Here is a 19,137-nt window from a genome sequence, read left to right on the forward strand (position 1 = left end):
ATGAACCAGAACAACTCCAGCCCGGCTTCCGGTTCCGGCGGCTTCACGCACGAGAAGATCGAAACCAACAACCTGCTGATGATCGTGCTGATCCTCGTGGTGGTGGCCGTCGGCGGCCTCGTCGAGATCGTGCCGCTGTTCTTCCAGAAGTCGACCACCGAGGCGGTGCAGGGCGTCAAGCCGCTCACGCCGCTGCAGCTGGCCGGGCGCGACGTCTACCTGCGCGAGGGTTGCTACAACTGCCACTCGCAGATGATCCGGCCCTTCCGTTCGGAGACGCTGCGCTACGGCCATTACTCGGTGGCGGGCGAGTTCGTCTACGACCACCCCTTCCAGTGGGGCAGCAAGCGCACCGGCCCCGACCTGCACCGCGTTGGCGGCAAGTACAGCGACGAGTGGCACCGCATCCACCTGAACAACCCGCGCGACGTGGTGCCCGAGTCGAACATGCCGGCCTACACATGGCTGGAGAAGACGCCGGTCGACGCCGAGGCGCTGCCGGCCCACATGCGCGCGCTGCGCCGCGTCGGCGTGCCCTACACGGACGCCGAGATCGCCGGTGCCACGGAAGAAGTCCGCGGCAAGACCGAGATGGAGGCCACGGTGGCCTACCTGCAGTCGCTGGGCCTGGCGCTGAAGTAGGCAAGGCGGCAAAGGACACAAAACATGATCGACCTCACCACCTTGCGTATCGGCGCCACCGTCGTGTGCTTCGCGCTCTTCATCGGCATCGTGATCTGGGCGTATTCGCGCCGCAACGCGCCCGGTTTCCAGGAAGCCGCACGCCTGCCCTTCGAGCAGGACTGAAGGGAGAAGCACGATGAGCGATTTCATCCACCATTTCTGGTCCGACTACGTGGCCGTGGTCTCGCTGCTGAGCATCCTCGGCTGCGTGATCCTGCTGTGGCTCACCGCCCGCAAGCGCGTCGCGTCCAGTGCCGACAACACCACCGGCCACGTCTGGGACGAGGACCTGCGCGAGGCCAACAATCCGCTGCCCATGTGGTGGGTGGGTCTCTTCGTGCTGACCATCGTCTTCGGGCTGGGCTACCTGGCGGTCTTTCCGGGGCTGGGGAGCTTTCGCGGCCAATACGACTGGACCTCGCGCGGCGAGTACGACGCGGAAGTCGCCAGGGCCACGCAGGAGCTCGCGCCCGTCTACGCGAAGTACGCCGCCATGCCGGTCGAGGACGTCTCCAGGGACCCGCAAGCCCGAGCCATCGGCGAGCGGCTCTTCATGGGCAACTGCGCGCAGTGCCACGGTTCCGACGCGCGCGGCAGCAAGGGCTTTCCCAACCTCACGGACAAGGACTGGCTGCATGGCGGCACGCCCGAGAAGATCGTCGAGACCATCACCAAGGGCCGCATGGGCGTGATGCCGCCAATGGCCGCCGCCGTCGGCACGCCCGACGACGTGAAGAACGTCGCCAACTACGTGCTGAGCCTGTCGGGAGAGCCGCACGACTCGGTGCGCGCCGGCCTCGGGAAGTCGAAGTTCACGGCCTGCGCCGCCTGCCACGGCATCGGCGGCGTCGGCAACCAGGCGCTGGGCGCGCCCAATCTCAGCGACAGGATCTGGCTGCACGGCTACGGCGAGGAAGCCATCGTCCAGATGATCAATTCGGGCAAGCACAACGAGATGCCCGCGCAGGAAGGCCGCCTCACCGAGGCGCAGATCCGGATGGTGGCGTCGTATGTCTGGGGCCTCTCCAACAGCACGGCCGCGGCCACGCCCTGACGTCGGCAGCCCGCCATGACCCGGAAGATCATTCCCATAGCGAACGCGAGCAGCAGCGCGAACCTGGGCAGCGGCGAGGAGGTCGGCCTCTACGAGGCCACGAAGAAAATCTACCCCCGCACCGTGCGCGGCATGTTCGCGCGCTGGCGCTGGGCCATGGTCTTTCTCACCCAGCTGGTGTTCTATGGCATGCCATGGGTGGAGTGGGGCGGGCGGCAGATGGTGCTGTTCGACCTCGCGGCGCGGCGCTTCTACATCTTCGGGCTGGTGCTGTACCCGCAGGACCTGATCTACCTCTCTGGCCTGCTGGTCATCAGCGCGCTCTCGCTCTTCCTCTTCACCGCGGTGGCGGGTCGGCTGTGGTGCGGCTATGCCTGTCCGCAGACGGTCTACACCGAGATCTTCATGTGGGTGGAGCAGAAGATCGAAGGCAACCGCGTCGCGCGCATGCGGCTGGACGCCGAACCGATGTCGCTCGAGAAGCTGGTGAAGAAGTGGTTCAAGCACATCGTGTGGATCGGCATCGCGATGTGGACCGGCTTCACCTTCGTGGGCTACTTCACGCCCATCCGCGAGCTCGGCCTGGCCTTCCTGCAGACGCAGATGGGCTCCTGGGAAGTCTTCTGGGTGTTCTTCTACGGCTTCGCAACCTACGGCAACGCCGGCTTCATGCGCGAGCAGGTCTGCAAGTACATGTGCCCCTACGCGCGCTTCCAGAGCGCGATGTTCGACCGCGACACCCTGATCGTCACCTACGACCCCGGGCGCGGCGAGCCGCGCGCGCCGCGCCGCAAGGGGCCGGACCCGCGCACGATGGCGCTGGGCGACTGCATCGACTGCGGCCTGTGCGTGCAGGTGTGCCCCACCGGCATCGACATCCGCAAGGGCCTGCAGTACGAGTGCATCGGCTGCGGCCTTTGCGTGGATGCCTGCGACACGGTCATGCAGAAGATGGCCTACGCGCCGGGGCTGATCCGCTACGACACGCAAAACGGCATGGAGGCCGGCTGGTCTCGCCGGCAGATGCTGCGGCGGGTGCTGCGTCCGCGCGTGCTGGTCTACACGGCGATCCTGGCGCTGCTGGTGGCCGGCCTGCTGGCCAGCCTGGTGGTGCGCACGCCGCTGAAGGTCGACGTGGTGCGCGACCGCGCTTCGCTGGCGCGCATCGCCGAGGGCGGAAAGCTCGAGAACGTCTACCGGCTGCAGATCATGAACGCCACCGAGCAGCCGCGGCACTACCTCATCTCGGCCAGCGGGCTGGAGGGCCTGAGCGTGTCGCCCGAGCAGCCGGTGAGCGTCGAGGCCGCCCAGTCGCGCTGGGTCGCCGTGCGGCTGCAGGTGCCCTACGGCTCCGCGACGCCCGGCTCGCACACGGTGCACTTCAGCATCCGCGAGGAGGGCGGTGGGGCGCAGGTTTCCGAGAAAGCGGCCTTCCTGGTGCCGCGCTGAAAGGTCTGGAATGAACGCAGCAACCGATTCGACGATGAACGCGCTCGCCGCCGGGGCGGACAAGCCCTGGTGGCGCCATCCGTTGCTCTGGATGGTGATCGGTGGCCCGGTGGCCGTGATGATCGCGAGCTTCGTGACCTTCTGGCTGGCCTGGCGAAGCCCCGATGCGCTGGTGTCGCCGGACTACTACCGCGAAGGCGTCGAGATCAACAAGGCCCTGGCCGCGAAGAAGCACCTTCCCGCGCTGACCGGCCGCAACCACGCGATGACGCCCGCGGAAGACGTGCCCTCCGTGGGCCGGAAGGCCGCGCCATGAACGCGATGCGGCTGGTCGCCGGCATCCTGTGGCCGTCCTTCCTCGTGGCCTGCGGCATGGAAGTGCTGGTGTTCGCGCTGGTCGATCCCATCAACACCTTCTGCGGCGCCGACGCGCTGCGCATGTCGCGCCAGGGCATCTATACCGGTGCCTTCTTCGTCTTCTGGCTGATGGCGGCGGCGTCCAGCGCCTGCACGGTGCTGCTCGCCGGACCGGCCGTGCCTGGACAACCCGATGCGCCTGCAGGCACTACCTCCCCATGACTTCCATCGCTCTCGCCCCCGGGCCCGTGCACGCACCACTGCCCCTCGACCTGCTGCGGCAGTTCGACGTGCCCGGGCCGCGCTACACCTCGTACCCCACTGCAGATCGCTTCGTCGAGGCCTTCGGTGCCGACGACTACGTGCAGGCGCTGCGGCATCGCCGCGAGGCCGGCTCCGGGGCGTCGCCGCTGTCGCTGTACGTCCACATCCCGTTCTGCGAGTCGCTGTGCTACTACTGCGCCTGCAACAAGATCGTCACCCGGCACCACGAATGGGGCCGGCAGTATCTGTCGTACCTGGCGCGCGAAGTCGAGTTGCAGGTCGCGCAGCTCGGCCGCAATGCCACCGTGGCCCAGCTGCACCTGGGCGGCGGTTCCCCGACATTCCTAGATGACGCGGAGCTCGGCGAGCTCGTGGAACTGCTGCACCGGTCCTTCGCCTTCGTGCCCGGTGGCGAGCGCTCCATCGAGATCGATCCGCGCACGGTCGACAGGCAAAGGCTCGCCAACCTCGCGACGCTGGGCTTCAACCGCCTGAGCTTCGGCGTGCAGGACTTCGACTCGGCCGTGCAGCAGGCGGTGCACCGCATCCAGCCCGCATCGCAGGTCTTCGCGCTGATGGACGACGCGCGCTCGCTGGGCTTCGAATCGATCAACGTGGATCTGATCTACGGCCTTCCGCGCCAGAACGACGCCTCCTTCGGGCGCACGCTCGCGCAGGTCTGCGAGTTGCGGCCCGACCGCATCGCGCTTTACGCCTATGCGCATCTGCCGGAGCGCTTCAAGCCGCAGCGGCGCATTTGCGCCGACGAGTTGCCGGACGCCTCGGCGCGCGTGCGCATGCTGGCGGACGCCATCACGAAGCTCACCGGTGCGGGCTATGTCTACATCGGCATGGACCACTTCGCGCTGCCCGACGATCCGCTCGCCGTCGCGAAGCGGGAAGGGCGGCTGCATCGGGACTTCCAGGGCTACGGCACCCGGCCCGAGGGCGACCTGATCGCGCTCGGCGTATCGGGCATCGGGCGCGTGGGCGCCACCTACAGCCAGAACGCCAAGAGCCTGGACGAGTACCGCGACCTGCTCGACCAGGGACGCCTGCCGGTGGTGCGCGGCCTTGCGCTGTCACGCGACGATCAACTGCGCCGCGAGGTGATCATGGCGCTGATGTGCCGGGGGCGGGTCGATTTCGATGCCATGGGCGAAGCCTTCGCGGTCGACTTCCGCCGCTACTTCGCCACCGAGTTCGCCGCGCTCGGGACACTGGTCGCCAGCGGCCTGGTGCGCCTGAGCGACCACGACCTCGTGGTGACCGAGCAGGGCTGGTTCCTCGTGCGCGCGGTCGCGATGGTGTTCGACCGGTACTGTCGCTCCAACCGCACGCGTTTCTCCCGCGTGGTCTGAACATGCAACTCGCGCTCGCCGGTGCCGCACTGCTCATGGGCCTTGCCGGCGGGCCGCACTGCGTGGCGATGTGCGGCGCCGCCTCTTCGGCGGTGATACGGATCGTGCCGCTCCCGGCCGCAGGGCAGGGCGCCATGCCGGCGCTTACCGCGCCCGGAGCCTTTCATCTGGGCCGCATCGCGAGCTACGCGGCGGCGGGTGCCGTCGCTGCCGCCAGCGTCGACAGCCTGGCGCTGGCCAGCGCGCAGGTCGCCGCACTGCGGCCGCTGTGGGTGTTGCTGCACGTTTTCGTGTTCGCCTGGGGCGCGATGCTGGCCGTCACTGGGCGGCAGCCGCTGTGGGCGCGGCGCATCGGTCGTTCGCTGGAATCGCGCCTTCGTCCGCATGCGGGCGGCACGGGGCTGGGCGTGCTCGCCGCCGGGCTGCTGTGGGTGGCGCTGCCTTGCGGGCTGCTCTATTCGGCGCTGATGCTGGCCGGGCTAGGCAACGGTCCTTTGCAGGGCGCGCTGCTGATGGCGTTGTTCGCCATCGGAAGCGGCCTCTCGCTGCTGATCGGCCCCTGGGTCTGGCTGCGCCTGGCCGGCGACGGCGGCCGCCAGGCCTGGGGCGCTCGGCTGGCCGGCGTGCTGCTGGCGGCGGTGGCCGCGCACGCGGTGTGGTCGGACCTCATCCGCCAGATCGACGCCTGGTGCCGATGAAGCAGGGTGCTTCCCCCGGGGGCGCATCGGCGGCGAGTGTCTTCCATCCCCGGGGCGTGATGCCGGTCACGGTGGCCGCGCCCTGAGGCGGGCCGTCGCCGGCGCCCCCCGCGCGGGCAGAGGGAATCATCACCTCGACCTGGCCGGCGGCCTCGAGCACGCGCAGCCTGTCGATCATCGCGGGATCGGCTTCGACACAAGGCAGCCGCGCATCGGCGAGCCTGCGCAGCAGGTTCATGCACATCGGACGGCCCCGGGGACGCTCAGTCCAGCGTGAGCCACTTGATGAGCAGCTCGAACACGAGCCACAGGACGGTGCCGCCGAATACGGCGCACAGCACGATGAGCAGCAGAAGATGGATCGACATCCGACCCTCCGTCGTTCGGTGGACGCGCATCCGGATCTCAGCGTCCGTCGCGCGGGCAGGTGCTGATGCCGAACAGGGTGTAGGCCGGGCAGTTGCCCACCACGCCCGTCAGCAGCGGCACCACGCCGATGTAGCCCCAGAACCCGATGGTTCCCCTGACCGCCAGGGCGATCAGCAACAGGCCCGCGCCGATGCGCAGCGCGCGGTCGAGGACTCCGACATTCTTTGTCAGGAAAGGCATGCGAAATCTCCTTTGGATGATGAAAGGAAATCTTGCGCGCCGCCTCTCGCGCGGGGGTTGAGGTGGATCAAGTCGATCCACGAGGCGCTGGGTGGCGCCGCCGCTTGACGCAGCGCAAGCCCTTGCGAGGGCGGCAGGCCTAAGGTCGCTTCCATTGCAGACCGCCTGCCCAAGGAGAGCCTTCATGCAGACCCCGAAATCCATCCTGCTTCACCTCGACGGCTCGGCCCGCACGGTGGAGCGCATCAGGCTGGCCCGCCAGCTCGCCGAGACTTTCGATGCCGAAGTGACGGCCCAACCGTGCACGCTTTCCGCGCTGATGCGCTATCCGTTCTCCATCGAGGCCGCCGCGGAGGCGGTCGCGATCATGCAGGAGATCGACAAGGACGCGCGCGACAGGATGCACGCCACCTTCATGGAGCATGGTGCGGGCTCGCCACGCCTGCACTGGACGGAGGCGGAGAGCGACGGCCCATGGGGCTTCGGCCGGCGTGCCCTGTACGCCGACCTGCTGATCCTCGGGCAGCGCGACCGCAACGACCCGATGGACGGCGAACTCCCCGGCGACTTCCTGCCCAGCGTGCTGGTGCAAAGCGGCCGGCCGGCGCTGGTGCTGCCTTACGCGGGGCCCATCGGCCCGGTCGGCCGCAACGTGCTGGTGGCTTGGAAGGAGACGCGCGAATCCGCGCGTGCCGTGAGTTCCGCGCTGCCATGGCTGCGCAAGGCGGCCCGCGTGGACGTCGTCGCGTACGGCGAGGGTGCGAACGAATCTCTGCAGAGCCTGCAGGCCTACCTGCGGATGCAGGGCGTCGGCAACATTCGCCTGCACCCCGGTGGCGACAAGGACGACGACGTGGGCAACAAGCTGCTGTCCCTCGCCTCTGACCTGAGTTCCGACCTGCTGGTGATGGGCTGTTACGGCCACAGCAGGGCGCGCGAGTGGGTGCTGGGCGGCGCCACGCTGTCCATGCTGCAGTGGATGACGCTGCCGGTGCTGATGTCCCACTGAGGCTTCCATGCGCATCGACTTCCTCGGCGGCACGGGTACCGTCACCGGCTCGAAGTACCTGCTGAGCCATGCGGGCCGGCGGCTGCTGGTCGACTGCGGGCTCTTCCAGGGGCTCAAGCAGCTGCGCCTTCGCAACTGGGACGTGCTGCCGGTCGATCCCGCCAGCATCGACGCGGTGGTGCTGACGCATGCTCACCTCGACCACAGCGGCTTCGTTCCGCGGCTGGTACGGCTCGGCTTCAAGGGCGTCGTCTACTGCACCACGGCCACCCTGGAGCTCTGCGAGCTGCTGCTGCCGGACTCGGGCCGCCTGCAGGAAGAGGACGCCGACTATGCCAACCGCCACGGCCACTCGAAGCACAAGCCTGCGCTGCCGCTGTACACCGAGCAGGAGGCGCGCACGGCCCTCGCTCGCTTCGAGGCCGTTCCCTTCGGCCAGGAGTGTTCGCTTTGGCCCGGCTGGTCCTGGCACATGTCCAGGGCCGGCCACATACTCGGCGCCGGCAGCCTGCGGATCGGCTGGGACGGTTCGAGCATTCTTTTCTCGGGCGACCTGGGGCGCAGCGAGGACCTGCTGATGCGCCCGCCCGAAGCCGCCAACCCGGCGGACTACGTGGTGGTGGAGTCCACCTACGGAGGCCGCAGGCACCCCGTGGCCGACACGCTCACCGAACTCGCGGGCGTGATCAACCGTACGGCTGCGCGAGGCGGCATCGTGGTGATCCCGGCCTTCGCCGTCGGCCGGGCGCAGACGCTGCTGCACTGTATCCATCTGCTCAAGGAGGCGCACCGCATTCCGGACATGCCGGTGTACCTGAACAGCCCGATGGCGACCGACGCCACGCGCATCTACAGGAAGCACTGCGACGAGCACCGGCTGAGCGCGCCGCAGTGCGCGACGATGCTGGGGAAGACCATCGTCGTCAACACGATCGAGGAGTCGATACGGCTGAACACGCTGGGCTTTCCATCGATCATCGTGTCCGCCAGCGGCATGGCCTCCGGCGGGCGGGTGCTGCACCACCTGAAGGCCTACGCGCCCGACGCCCGCAACACCATCCTCTTCGCGGGCTTCCAGGCGGCCGGCACGCGCGGCGCTGCCATGGTGGCGGGCGCCGACGCGGTCAAGATCCATGGTGCCTACGTGCCCGTGCGCGCGGAGGTCGCCAACCTGGAGACGCTGTCCGCCCATGCCGACCACGACGAACTGCTCGCCTGGCTCGATGGCCAGCGTGCGCCGCGGCAGGTGTTCGTGACCCACGGGGAGCCGGTGGCCGCCGACGCGCTGCGGCTGGCCATCGAGGAGCGCCACGGCTGGCCGTGCACGGTGCCCGAGTACCGCGAGTCGCGGGAGCTCTGAACCGAAGCCCCGCCTTGTGCCGCACGCTCAGGGCACGAGCACCGCGGCACCCTCGATACGGCCTGCGCGCAGATCGGCCAGCGCTTCGTTGGCCTGCGCGAGCGGGTAGGTCCTGACGTGAACCTGCAGAGGATGCGCCTGCGCGAAATCGAGGAATTCACGGGCGTCCGCGCGAGTGAGGTTCGCCACCGAGACGACGCTGCGTTCCTCCCACAGCAGCCGGTACGGGAAGGCGGGAATGTCGCTCATGTGAATGCCACCGCAGACCACCCGGCCACCCTTGCGCACGACGCGCAGCGCCGCCGGCACCAGCTCGCCGGCAGGCGCGAAGATGATGGCCGCGTCCAGGGCTTCGGCCGGCACTTCGTTGGAGCCGCCGGCCCAGGCGGCGCCGAAGCTGCGCGCGAAGTCCTGCGTCGCCTTGTCCGCGGGCCGCGTGAATGCATAGACCTGGCGGCCCTGCGCGACTGCGGCCTGCGCCACGAGGTGCGCTGCAGCGCCGAAGCCGAAGATGCCCAGCCGCCGCGCGCCGTCGCCGGCGGCCTTGAGGCTGCGCCAGCCGATCAGGCCCGCACAGAGCAGGGGGGCGATGCGGGCCGCGTCGGTTTCGGGCGTGGAAAGCGGCAGGCAGAACGCCGCTTCGGCGATCACATGGCTCGCGAAGCCGCCGTCGCGGTGATAGCCGGTGAAGCGCGGTGCGTCGCAGAGGTTCTCGCGGCCGTCGGTGCAGAAGGCGCAGCAGCCGCAGCTGTGGCCCAGCCACGGCACGCCCACGCGGTCGCCGACACGGTGGCCCTCGACGCCCGCCCCGAGGGCCTCGACCACGCCCACGATCTGGTGCCCCGGCACGATGGGCAGCACGGGCAGCGGCAACTCGCCGTCGACCACGTGCAGGTCGGTACGGCAGACTGCGCATGCCAGCACGCGCAGCCGCAGTTCGCCCGGGCCGGGCTGCGGAATGTTGCGCCGCTCGAGTTCCAGCGGCAGCAGGGCCGCGTTCAGCACCATGGCGCGCATGGTCGGCGCGAGCCGTTCGGCGCAGTCGAAGGAGTGTGCCTGGGACGTGGTGTGCATGGCAGGCTCGCCGAGAAAGATGAGGGCAGGGGCGTCGCCGCCTCAGGCCATGTACTTGCCGCCGTTGATCGAAAGCGTGATGCCGTTGATGAACGCCGACTCGTCCGCGACGAGGAACACCACGCCGCGCGCGATCTCGGCGGGCGTGGCGAGGCGGCCGGCCGGAATGTCCGACAGAATCCTCGCCATCGTCTCGGGTGCGACCGCCTCCACCATGGGGGTGTCGGTGTAGCCCGGCGCCACCACGTTGGCGGTGATGTTGCGCGAGGCGCCTTCCAGCGCAAGCGACTTGGTGAAGCCCACGAGCCCGGCCTTCGTGGCCGCGTAGTTCACCTGGCCTGCCTGCCCGGACAAGCCGTTGACCGAGCCCATGTTCACGATGCGTCCGAAGCGGCGCTCGCGCATGCCGCCGATGACGGCGCGGCACATGCTGAAGCAGCCGCCCAGGTTCACGTCGAGCACCTCGCGCCACTGCTCCAGGCTCATCTTGTGCAGCATCGTGTCGCGGGTAATGCCGGCGTTGTTGACCAGCACGTCGATGGGGCCGAGTTCGGACTCCACGTGCGCGACGCCGGCCTGGCAGGCGGCGTGATCCGCAACGTTCCAGCAGAAGGCAGGAATGCCGGTGCGCGCGGCGAAGGCCTGCGCGGCCTCCGCGCGGTTCGCGAAGTTCACCGCCACGCGGTAGCCCGCCGCCTGCAGTGCCTCGGCCGTGGCCGCGCCGATGCCCGAGGTCCCGCCGGTGACGAGCGCGACGCGCATCTCAGGCGTCCACGAGCAGGTCGTTCACCACCACCGTGACGCCCGGCGTGGCCCATGCAGCGCCTTGCACCGCGTCGCGCTCGGTCCAGGAGTGGACGGTGCCGCGCAGCGTGACGTGCGAGCCGTCCACCGAGATGGAGAGCTTGCGGGCCTCGCGGTCGGCCTGGCGCGAGAGCGCCTCGTGGATCTTCTTCTCCACGTCGGCGGGGCTCACCCTGGGCTTGACCTTCACGAGGTTCGACACGCCGGTCACGCCCATCAGGTCGCGCACGGCGACTTCGGCGGCGTTGCGCTGGTAGTCCCATTCGACCTCGCCGTTCAGGCTGAGCCAGCCCTTCTCCACCATCGGGTGGATCTTGCCGTCGGGCACGAGCACGTTCCATTCGAGCGCGCGCTCGGCCGCCAGGGCGATGTCGGCGTCGGTGCGCTGATTGTCGAAAGGCAGCTTCACCGTGAGTTCGATCGCCAGCGCCTTCACGCCGTAGACGCGCTGCGCGGCGCGCTCGACCGCGTACTTCTCGGCGTAGCTGGAGAGATGGCCGGTGAGCGTGACCACGCCGTCCTTGACGATCACGCCGATGTCGGGGGACTTGACGTCGGGGGCCCAGGTCAGCTCGGCCTGGATGTCGTTGCGCAACTGGGTATCGGTCTTCATGAGGAATTCCTTGCTGTGGATGGATCGGAACCGGTCGTCCTGGCGCAGCCGTGGCGGCCGTGGAATCCACTGTAGGAAGGGGTCGAGGAGCGCGTATTGCGCTGGATCAAGCGCAGGTGCGGCGGGCGCCGCGGCGTTCAGCCGATGGCTTCAAGCAGCAGCGCCTGGAGGACGAAGCGGCGGTTGTCGGCCTGGGGGGTCGTGTCCCCGAGCAATTCGGCGAGCCGGTCGGCGGGATGGGCCTTCATCGCGGCGCCCTCGAAGACCGGAATGCCGGCGTGTTCCGCAATGCGCTGCACGAGCACGGAGTCCAGCCCCTGGCATTCCACCGCTTCGTAGAGCCGGCCGAGCATGCGGGCGGTGTGCTGCACTTCCTGGGGGGAACTCTCGGCGGAGAGGCTCGAGCGCATCACGGCCACGTGCGCGCCGAGCTCTTCCGCGGCGCGGCGGAACAGCGCCTGCGCTTCGTCGGGCGGTGTCTCGCAGAGAAGGCCCAGGTTCTTGCCGCGCAGCAGCGGGCGGGTGGTCCCGCCGAGCGCGGCGCGCTGCAGGATGCGCGCGCGGGACAGCAGGCTGGCCACGCTCAGCGGAGAGAGCTGCGGCTCGACCTCCGGACTGCGGGCGATGTTGGTAGGGGGCATGGCAAGGGTCATGTGTGACTCGCCAAGGTTAGGCATGCGGGCTGGGCCGCATTTGATACAGGTCAAGGCATCGGACCGCTTCGGTGTGACAGAGGCCTCGCCCCGTGCCGCTGTTACATGCCGGACACATTGCATTGACCAAGTGTCACGCCGGGATTCGAGCCATTGGTATTGCATTTTCGATGGCTCCCTAGCATCGATTCATCGAAACGCGACAGACCACCAAGGAGTCTCGATGCTCAACACCAATCCCACGAACACCGCGCAGTTTTCCCCGAGCCTGACCCTGCCCGCCGGCAGCCGGGAATGCGCGGGCCGCAACACCATGGACACGCTGAAACTGCTGGGCGAGCAGCTCAAGCCGCAGCGGCGCGTGGTGCACACGGGCGACACGATCTACCAGGCGGGCGAGCGCTTCGGCAATCTCTACATCCTGAATTCGGGCTTCTTCAAGATCGTGAACCTCTCGGCCGACGGGCGCGAGCAGGTGGTGGGCCTGAAGTTCCGCGGCGACTGGCTGGGCTTCGACGGCATTGCCGGCGGACGCTATGCCTGTGACGCGGTGGCCATGGACACCGGCGAGATCTGGGTCGTTTCCTACGAGGCGCTGCTTGCGACCTGCGCCGTGCAGCCCGAGCTCCTCCAATTGCTGCACGCCGCGATGAGCCGCGAGATCGCCCATGACCGCGATTCGCTGATGTCCGTGTGCACGCTGCCGGCCGATGCCCGCGTGGCCGATTTCCTGCGCTACTGGGCGCAGACCCTGGCCGAGCGCGGCATGCGCGGCGACGAAATCACGCTGCGCATGACACGCGCCGAGATCGGCAACTACCTGGGCATGACGCTCGAGAGCGTGAGCCGCGCGCTGTCGCGGCTGGCGAGGGACAACGTGATCGGCTTCGCGACGAAGGGGCGCCGCGACGTGCAGATCCCCGACGTGGGCGCACTCAGTGCTTTCGTGCAGCGCTGCCTCGCGCCCGCGCCGACCATGCTGCAGTAGGAATAGCGCCGCGACCGGGCGTCAGATGTGCCCGGCCAGCACCTTCGCCATGGCGCGCGCAAGCTCGGCGCGCGAATAGGGCTTGCGCAGCAGCTCCCAGCTTTGCGGAACCTCGCGATCGGCGTCCAGCAGCTCCGAGGAGAACCCCGACATCAGCAGCACCGCCATCTGTGGAAAGCGCTGCTGCACTTCCGCCGCCAGCCGCGTGCCGCGCATGCCCGCGCCCAGCGCGATGTCGCTCAGCAGCAGGTCGAAGGGGCCCGCTCCCGCATCGAGGGCGGACAGGGCCTGGTCGGCGGTGGTGGCCGAGACCACTTCGCAGCCCAGCGCGGCCAGGAAGGCTTCGACCACCTTGCGGACTTCAGCGTCGTCTTCGACCAGCATCACCCGCAGTCCGGCGGGGAGTGCTTCGCTGCCCGGAAGCTCTTCCATGGCGACGGGTGCGTCCGACTCTTCTTCCTCCGCCTCCTGCTGCCGCGGCAGGTAGAGCGTGACCGTGGTGCCCTGGCCCACCTTGCTGTCGATCGACACGGCGCCGCGCGACTGGTTGACGAAGCCGTACACCGTGCTCAGGCCCAGGCCCGTGCCGCGCCCGGCTTCCTTCGTGGTGAAGAAAGGCTCGAAAGCGCGTTCCTTCACGTCGTCGGGCATGCCCGTGCCGCTGTCGGTGATGGAGATCGCGACGAAATGCGTGGTGCCGTCGCTGCCGGGATTGTTTTGCTCGTTGCGCAGGTCCGTCGGCAGCGCGTCGCAGATCCCGGTGCGAAAGCGCAGCGTGCCGCCCTCGGGCATGGCGTCGCGTGCGTTGATAGCGATGTTGAGCAGCGCCGACTCCAGCTGGCCCGGATCGGCCATGACCAGCGGATGGCCGGGCACCGTGTCGATCTCGATGCGGATGCGCTGGTCCAGCGTCCGGCGCAGCATGTCGGCCAGCGAGTGCAGAAGCGCATGCGTGTCCACGGCGGCGGGCTGCAGCACCTGCCGCCGCGAGAAAGCCAGCAGCTTGCCGGTGAGTTCCGCACCGCGCCGCGATGCCCGGGCGGCGGCAGCCAGCAGCCGCTGTCCGTGGCTGCTGTGCGCCAGCTCCGGCAGTTCCTCGAGGACCTGCAGGTTGCCCTGGATGACGGTCAGCAGGTTGTTGAAGTCGTGCGCGATGCCGCCCGTGAGCTGACCGACGCTCTCGAGCCGCTGCGCATGGTTGAGCGCCTCTTCCGTCTGCACGCGCTGCAGGCTGGTGGCGAGCAGGCTGGACAGCGACTCGAGAAAGCGCACCTCCTCGTCCCCGAAGCGCCTGGACTCCCTGGAGCGCACCGACAGCATGCCGATCACGCGCCCCCGGTCCGACAGCGGCACGGCGAGCGCGCTGACCAGGCCGGCGTCGATGTAGGCCGCGGGCACGCGAAAGCGCGCTTCGTCGGCGTAGTCGGGCACCACGACGGGCCGGCCCTGCGAGAAGACGAAGCCCGGCGGAGTGTCCGGGCGGTTGGCGACATGCGCGCCGATCTCCTCGCCCGGTACCAACCCGACACCGCTGGCCACGCGGAACTCGAGGCGGTTGCTGTCGAGCAGCCAGACCATCGCCACCTCGACCTCCAGTGCCCGGGTGATGATCTCCGGCACGTGCTGCAGCACCGCATGCAGGTCTCGCGTATCGACCGCCAGCCGCCCGAGCTGGGCCAGATGCTCGCTGTAGCGGGCGCGCTGCAGCGCCTGCTTCACGCGCGGATAGGCGCCGATGTCGCGGATGGCGGCAACGACGAAGGGCAGGCCATGGCTCTGCAGGGGACTGAGGGCGATCTCCACCATCACTTCGCTGCCGTCCTTGCGCTTGGCCGCCAGTTCCATGTGCGTGCCCATGGGGCGAGGGCGCGGAGCACGACCGTAGGCCTCGCGGTACGAGGCATGGCGCGGGCGGATGCTGTCGGGCACCAGCTCCTCGACGTTCAGCCCGAGCAGTTCGCCCTCCGGGTAGCCCAGCAGCGCGGCCGCCGAGGGGTTGGCGAGCATGATGCTGCCGGACTGATCCACGAGCAGCAGCGAATCGGGATAGGCCACGAAGAGCGAACGGAAGACGCTGCTTTCGTCGATGCCCGAGGGCAGGCGCCGGATGGGCGCGCCGGGCGCCTCGGGCAGCACAGGGGGGCTGTCCGAAGGGTCAGCCATGGGACACCGGCGGCACCAGCATGTAGCCCGCGCCTCGCACCGACCTGATGAGCTGCGGATCGTCCGCGTCCGACTCGATCTTCTTGCGCAGCCGGCCGACCTGCACGTCGATCGTGCGGTCGAAGGGCGTGGCTTCGCGTCCGCGTGTCTGCTCCAGCAGGAAGTCGCGCGAAAGCACGCGACCTGGATGCAGGGTGAAGACGTGCAGCAGGTCGAACTCGCCGCCGGTCAGCACGACGCTCTCGCCCTGCGGGTTGCGAAGGCTGCGCGAGCCTGTGTCCAGTTGCCAGCCTGCAAAGCGCAGCTTGCCGGCAGACGCCGGCTGATTCGCTACAGGTGCCGGCGTGGCAGGCGCCAGCCGCCTGAGCACGGCCTTCACGCGGGCCACCAGCTCGCGCAGGTCGAAAGGCTTCGTGACGTAGTCGTCCGCTCCCACCTCCAGGCCCACCACCTTGTCGACCGCGTCGCCGCGCCCGGTGACGATGATGAGGCCGCAGCGCCAGCTCTCGCGCATGCGGCGGGCGATGGTGAATCCGTCTTCGCCGGGCAGTCCGAGGTCGAGCAGCACGAGGTCGGCGGGGTCGGTTTCCATCAGCGCCGTGAGAGCCCGCCCCTCATGCACCTGGCTAACGCGGAAGCCATACCCCTGCAGGTAGCCGGCCAGCAGCTCGGTGATGTCGGGTTCGTCGTCGAGAACCGCGATGTGGTGTGTGTTTTTCATGCGCTGGCGAGGAAATACAGCACGAATTTCCTGGGTGTTCCGGTCTGAGCTGAGCGTAGCACGCACGCTGTGCCGAGGCATCCCATACGAGGGTACCCTGCACGGTGCCCGCAGGCGGTATCCGTCGCGCTCTCCGGCCCGCGCGGGCCTCCCGCCTCAGAGGCCCAGCCAGGCCCGAAGCGCCGCCCGGCTACCCACGCCCGCGCGGCTGTAGGCGTTGCGCAGGTGCACCCGCACCGTGGCCGGAGACAGGCCGAGGCGAAGCCCGATGTCCTTGCCAGAATGCCCCATGCAGTACAGCCGCGCGATCTCGGCCTGCCTCGGGGTCAGCGCGGCGATGCCGTCGCGCGCCGGGCGGCGGTGCAGGGCGACGCGCAGGCCGCTTTCGTCCTGGCCGACCTCGATCGACCATCCGCCGGCCTCCAGCTGCCGCAACGCCGTCCGATGGCCGGACAGCCATGCCCGCGGCAGGCGCGGAGAGGTCGCGCCCGCCAGGGCCGAGAGCGCCGGCCATGCGGCGCAGAAGGCGCGGTTGGCGAACAGCACCCAGCCGTCAGCGTCGGTGAGGGCCAGCGGCTGCGCCTCCTCGTCCAAGCCCTGCCGGGCATGCGCGTACAGGCGGTTCACCAGCAGCGATTCACGGATCTGCGGCGTGAGCGCGGTCAGCGCGCGCGCATCGCGCTCGGTGTGCGCAGGCGAGCCGGGCCCGCGGTTGAGATACAGGTGCACGAAGGTCTCGCTGCCCTCGAAGGGAATCGCCACGCCCATCTGGTGGACGATGCCGTGGCTCGAGAGGAACTCGCGCCAGGCGGGCGGCGTCCGCTTCCAGCGCGGATCGTCGTCGTTGGCAAACGCGGCCTGCTCGGGCTGCGCGCGCATGGCGAAGGTGATGAAGTCGAGCTCGGCGCCGTTGATCCGGTTCCACTGCTCGCTCATCGCGGCCAGGTCGTAGCCGATGCCCACCGAGGAGACGAAGCTGCGCGGATGCCAGGTGTTGATGGCGCCGTGGTCGGCGCGGAACTCGTCCAGCAGGCGGCGCAGCAGCTCGTGCTGGAAGCGTTCGCTGCCGGTGGTGCGGGCCAGGCGCAGCAGCGACAGCGGCTCGGTTCCGCCGGTGAGGCGGGTGGGGTGAGCGTCGGGATCGGAGGGTGGTGTCCGTGAGGGCATGGCACGCGGGTCGCGACCTGGGGCCGGGCAAAGGAGGGGGGCCGGCAAGGGCGCCGCAGGCTACCACAAAGCATGGTACGGGCCGGGCATGCAGCGCCTGCAGCATCGGCGGGGCGGCCTCCAGAGCCGCACGAGAGAGGAGAACACACATGACGACCCGACCATCAACGCGCCTGTCGCCCACCGCGCGGCTTCTGTGCGCCCTGAGTCTTTGCGCCGTGCCCGCCGCGCAGGCCCAGGTGCTCAACCCCAACCTGTGTCCGGGCGGAACGCTCTACAGCAGCCGCGACGAGGGCGCCTATTCCGGCTTCAGCACCGCGCGCGACGTGGTACAGGCCGACTGCCAGAGCAACATCGCCGGCGGCGCCGAGTCGCAGGCCGGCATCGACCTGAGTTCGGGCAACACGGCCATCGGGCGCTCGGCCACGGCCTATGGCGGCAATGCGTCGGCCTACGGCATTCGTGCCCAGGCCGCCGGCAACGGCGCGACCGCCATGGGCCTGAGCAGCAACGCGAGCGCGAACTCGGCCACCGCGATCGGCTCCTTCACCGAGGCCAGCGCCGGCTCGGCGCTGGCGGTGGGCAACGTGGCCAAGGCCAGCGGCGAATCCTCGGTGGCCCTCGGCTACCGCAGTGCGGCCTCGGCCGTGGAGGCGGTCTCCGTCGGCGCGGACAGCGCGGCCAGCGGGGAGCGCGCCGTCGCGGTAGGCAACGACAGCGAGGCGATCGGCGCGCGTGCCAGCGCCCTGGGCGTGAACAGCAAGGCCCGCGAGGAGCGCAGCCTCGCCGTCGGAGCCGACAGCGACGCCGGCGGGTTCGCCAGCATGGCGCTGGGCTCGGCGTCGCGCGCGTACGGCGACGGCGCCATGGCGCTGGGCTATGCCAGCTTCGCCAACGCGGCCGGAGCGATGGCGCTGGGCCGCAACGCATGGGCCAGCGGCCAGAACTCGGTGGCCATCGGCGCCCAGAGCAGCGACGGCGGCCGCAGCAACGTGGTGTCCTTCGGCTCCACGGGCAACCAGCGCACGCTGACCAATGTCGCGGGCATCGAGGCCAGCGGCCAGGTCGATGCCGGCACGCTGTCCGTCGGCGGCGCCGCCGAGGTGGGCGGGCGGCTGGTCACGCTGGGCGGCATCGACAACCGGGGCGCAGGCATCCTCAATGCCGGGCGCATCGGCGGCGTCGTCGCCGGCGAGGTCAGCGCCACATCGAGCGACGCGGTCAACGGCGCGCAGCTGTACGGCGTGCGCACCACCGCCGAGCAGGCGCTGACCCTGGCGACGACGCAGGGCGCACAGGTGATCGACATGACCCAGCAGCTGCAGACGCACACGACGCAGATCCAGACGCAGTCGGTGCAGTTGCAGGCGGTGGTGAACGGCCAGCTCGGCGTGTGCACCGTGAACGGCGGGGCGCTGCGCTGCTCGGTGCCCGGGCAGGCGGCGGCCAGTGCCAGCGGCATGGGGGCCGTGGCGGTGGGCATCGGCGCCTCGGCGCAGGGCGACGGCGCCCAGGCCATCGGCCGCGATGCACAGGCGCTCCACGCGGGCTCGCTGGCGATCGGCGATGGCGCGCGGGCCCTGGCCGACCCGACCACGGCCATCGGCGCGGCCTCGCTGGCCAGCGGAGTCAACGCCGTGGCGCTGGGCGCGAACGCCCGGGCCGTGGCGCCGGAGTCGGTCGCGCTCGGGCAGGGCTCGGTGGCGGACCGTCCTTCCACGGTGAGCGTGGGCAGCGCGGCGGCGCCGCGCCAGATCGTCAACGTCGCACCCGGCACCCTGCCCACCGACGCGGTCAACCTCTCGCAGCTGGAGCGCACGAGCGCGCAGTTCGGCGCCCAGGTGCAGGCGGTGCGCGAGTTCGCGGCGCGCGGCGTCGCGCAAGCCATGGCCATGCCGTCGGTGCCGATGCTGCAGGCCGGCCGCCGCTGGGTCGGCGCCGCGGCGGCCCACTATGCGGGGCAGAGCGCGCTGGGGGTGGGCTTCGCATACCAGCTCGACAGCAACTGGCAGGTGGGCGGCGGGCTCTCCGTCGCAACCGGCTCCGGCGCGCAGGTCGGGGGGCGGGTGCAGGCCGGCTATCAGTGGTAGCCGGAGGGCGCATCCGGCT

The 19,137-nt window shown here is 69.7% G+C and carries 21 protein-coding genes; 12 read left to right on the forward strand and 9 right to left on the reverse strand.

Annotated features, from left to right (window positions below):
- The 8 genes from ccoO to ABL844_RS16315 are packed head-to-tail and all read left to right on the forward strand — an operon-like array spanning nucleotide 1 to nucleotide 5,867.
- Nucleotides 1-642, forward strand: a complete 642-nt coding sequence (gene ccoO / locus ABL844_RS16280; RefSeq protein ID WP_418128178.1) for a cytochrome-c oxidase, cbb3-type subunit II — start codon at nucleotides 1-3, stop codon at nucleotides 640-642.
- Between the two features lie 24 nt (nucleotides 643-666).
- Entirely contained in the window at nucleotides 667-807 is a 141-nt protein-coding gene (locus ABL844_RS16285; protein WP_184637899.1) for a cbb3-type cytochrome oxidase subunit 3, read from the forward strand.
- Between the two features lie 13 nt (nucleotides 808-820).
- Nucleotides 821-1,738 carry a cytochrome-c oxidase, cbb3-type subunit III gene (ccoP, locus tag ABL844_RS16290; protein ID WP_418128179.1) on the forward strand — a complete coding sequence of 306 codons (918 nt, stop codon included), beginning with the start codon at nucleotides 821-823 and terminating at the stop codon, nucleotides 1,736-1,738.
- A gap of 15 nt (nucleotides 1,739-1,753) precedes the next feature.
- Complete coding sequence (gene ccoG, locus ABL844_RS16295) at nucleotides 1,754-3,187, forward strand: cytochrome c oxidase accessory protein CcoG (protein WP_418128180.1); 1,434 nt, start codon at nucleotides 1,754-1,756, stop codon at nucleotides 3,185-3,187.
- A 10-nt stretch (nucleotides 3,188-3,197) separates the two neighbouring features.
- Nucleotides 3,198-3,503 carry a FixH family protein gene (locus tag ABL844_RS16300; RefSeq protein WP_240650491.1) on the forward strand — a complete coding sequence of 102 codons (306 nt, stop codon included), beginning with the start codon at nucleotides 3,198-3,200 and terminating at the stop codon, nucleotides 3,501-3,503.
- On the forward strand, nucleotides 3,500-3,766 hold the full coding sequence (locus ABL844_RS16305; protein WP_418128181.1) for a hypothetical protein: 267 nt from the start codon (nucleotides 3,500-3,502) through the stop codon (nucleotides 3,764-3,766). Before ABL844_RS16300 ends, ABL844_RS16305 begins: the two co-directional genes overlap by 4 nt.
- Nucleotides 3,763-5,169 (forward strand): oxygen-independent coproporphyrinogen III oxidase, encoded by a 1,407-nt coding sequence (hemN, locus tag ABL844_RS16310; protein ID WP_418128182.1) that lies wholly within the window; start codon nucleotides 3,763-3,765, stop codon nucleotides 5,167-5,169. Before ABL844_RS16305 ends, hemN begins: the two co-directional genes overlap by 4 nt.
- A 2-nt stretch (nucleotides 5,170-5,171) precedes the next feature.
- Nucleotides 5,172-5,867 carry a sulfite exporter TauE/SafE family protein gene (locus tag ABL844_RS16315; protein ID WP_418128183.1) on the forward strand — a complete coding sequence of 232 codons (696 nt, stop codon included), beginning with the start codon at nucleotides 5,172-5,174 and terminating at the stop codon, nucleotides 5,865-5,867.
- Here ABL844_RS16315 and ABL844_RS16320 read toward each other — a convergent pair.
- Together ABL844_RS16320 and ABL844_RS16325 are read right to left on the reverse strand one after the other, a co-directional pair.
- Nucleotides 5,836-6,105 (reverse strand): hypothetical protein, encoded by a 270-nt coding sequence (locus ABL844_RS16320; protein ID WP_418128184.1) that lies wholly within the window; start codon nucleotides 6,103-6,105, stop codon nucleotides 5,836-5,838. The genes ABL844_RS16315 and ABL844_RS16320 overlap by 32 nt on opposite strands.
- Nucleotides 6,106-6,272: 167 nt before the next feature.
- Nucleotides 6,273-6,476 (reverse strand): DUF2892 domain-containing protein, encoded by a 204-nt coding sequence (locus tag ABL844_RS16325; RefSeq protein ID WP_418128185.1) that lies wholly within the window; start codon nucleotides 6,474-6,476, stop codon nucleotides 6,273-6,275.
- Between the two features lie 184 nt (nucleotides 6,477-6,660).
- Here ABL844_RS16325 and ABL844_RS16330 point away from each other — a divergent pair, with 184 nt between their 5' ends.
- The gene (locus ABL844_RS16330) at nucleotides 6,661-7,485 is read left to right on the forward strand and encodes a universal stress protein (RefSeq protein ID WP_418128186.1); all 825 of its coding nucleotides are present in this window, start codon (nucleotides 6,661-6,663) and stop codon (nucleotides 7,483-7,485) included.
- Nucleotides 7,486-7,492: 7 nt separating this feature from the next.
- On the forward strand, nucleotides 7,493-8,845 hold the full coding sequence (locus ABL844_RS16335) for an MBL fold metallo-hydrolase RNA specificity domain-containing protein (RefSeq protein ID WP_418128187.1): 1,353 nt from the start codon (nucleotides 7,493-7,495) through the stop codon (nucleotides 8,843-8,845).
- Nucleotides 8,846-8,872: 27 nt separating this feature from the next.
- Here the strand turns inward: ABL844_RS16335 and ABL844_RS16340 are convergent, their stop codons facing one another.
- From ABL844_RS16340 to ABL844_RS16355, 4 genes are all read right to left on the reverse strand, one after another.
- Complete coding sequence (locus tag ABL844_RS16340; RefSeq protein ID WP_418131909.1) at nucleotides 8,873-9,862, reverse strand: zinc-dependent alcohol dehydrogenase family protein; 990 nt, start codon at nucleotides 9,860-9,862, stop codon at nucleotides 8,873-8,875.
- Between the two features lie 99 nt (nucleotides 9,863-9,961).
- A complete protein-coding gene (phbB, locus tag ABL844_RS16345) occupies nucleotides 9,962-10,681 on the reverse strand; it encodes an acetoacetyl-CoA reductase (protein ID WP_418128188.1) in 720 nt (239 codons plus the stop codon).
- A 1-nt stretch (nucleotide 10,682) separates the two neighbouring features.
- Nucleotides 10,683-11,336 (reverse strand): BON domain-containing protein, encoded by a 654-nt coding sequence (locus ABL844_RS16350; protein WP_418128189.1) that lies wholly within the window; start codon nucleotides 11,334-11,336, stop codon nucleotides 10,683-10,685.
- 137 nt (nucleotides 11,337-11,473) lie between these two features.
- The gene (locus ABL844_RS16355; protein ID WP_418128190.1) at nucleotides 11,474-11,977 is read right to left on the reverse strand and encodes an ornithine carbamoyltransferase; all 504 of its coding nucleotides are present in this window, start codon (nucleotides 11,975-11,977) and stop codon (nucleotides 11,474-11,476) included.
- 235 nt (nucleotides 11,978-12,212) lie between these two features.
- Between ABL844_RS16355 and ABL844_RS16360 the strand changes: the two genes are divergently transcribed.
- Nucleotides 12,213-12,977, forward strand: coding sequence for a Crp/Fnr family transcriptional regulator (locus tag ABL844_RS16360; RefSeq protein WP_184637887.1), 765 nt, complete (start codon nucleotides 12,213-12,215; stop codon nucleotides 12,975-12,977).
- Nucleotides 12,978-12,998: 21 nt separating this feature from the next.
- Here the strand turns inward: ABL844_RS16360 and ABL844_RS16365 are convergent, their stop codons facing one another.
- The 3 genes from ABL844_RS16365 to ABL844_RS16375 all read right to left on the reverse strand — a co-directional run bounded on the left by ABL844_RS16365 (nucleotide 12,999) and on the right by ABL844_RS16375 (nucleotide 17,028).
- The gene (locus ABL844_RS16365; RefSeq protein WP_418128191.1) at nucleotides 12,999-15,140 is read right to left on the reverse strand and encodes a PAS domain S-box protein; all 2,142 of its coding nucleotides are present in this window, start codon (nucleotides 15,138-15,140) and stop codon (nucleotides 12,999-13,001) included.
- On the reverse strand, nucleotides 15,133-15,861 hold the full coding sequence (locus tag ABL844_RS16370; RefSeq protein WP_418128192.1) for a response regulator: 729 nt from the start codon (nucleotides 15,859-15,861) through the stop codon (nucleotides 15,133-15,135). The genes ABL844_RS16365 and ABL844_RS16370 overlap by 8 nt, the downstream gene beginning before the upstream one ends.
- A gap of 156 nt (nucleotides 15,862-16,017) precedes the next feature.
- Nucleotides 16,018-17,028 (reverse strand): response regulator transcription factor, encoded by a 1,011-nt coding sequence (locus ABL844_RS16375; RefSeq protein WP_418128193.1) that lies wholly within the window; start codon nucleotides 17,026-17,028, stop codon nucleotides 16,018-16,020.
- Nucleotides 17,029-17,177: 149 nt separating this feature from the next.
- On the opposite strand from ABL844_RS16375, the gene ABL844_RS16380 reads away from it, so the two are divergent.
- On the forward strand, nucleotides 17,178-19,118 hold the full coding sequence (locus ABL844_RS16380) for a YadA family autotransporter adhesin (RefSeq protein WP_418128194.1): 1,941 nt from the start codon (nucleotides 17,178-17,180) through the stop codon (nucleotides 19,116-19,118).
- Nucleotides 19,119-19,137: the final 19 nt, after the last annotated feature.

Origin of the sequence: Variovorax sp. 278MFTsu5.1 (assembly GCF_048305045.1) — a bacterium.
Taxonomy (GTDB): Bacteria; Pseudomonadota; Gammaproteobacteria; order Burkholderiales; family Burkholderiaceae_C; genus Variovorax; species Variovorax guangxiensis.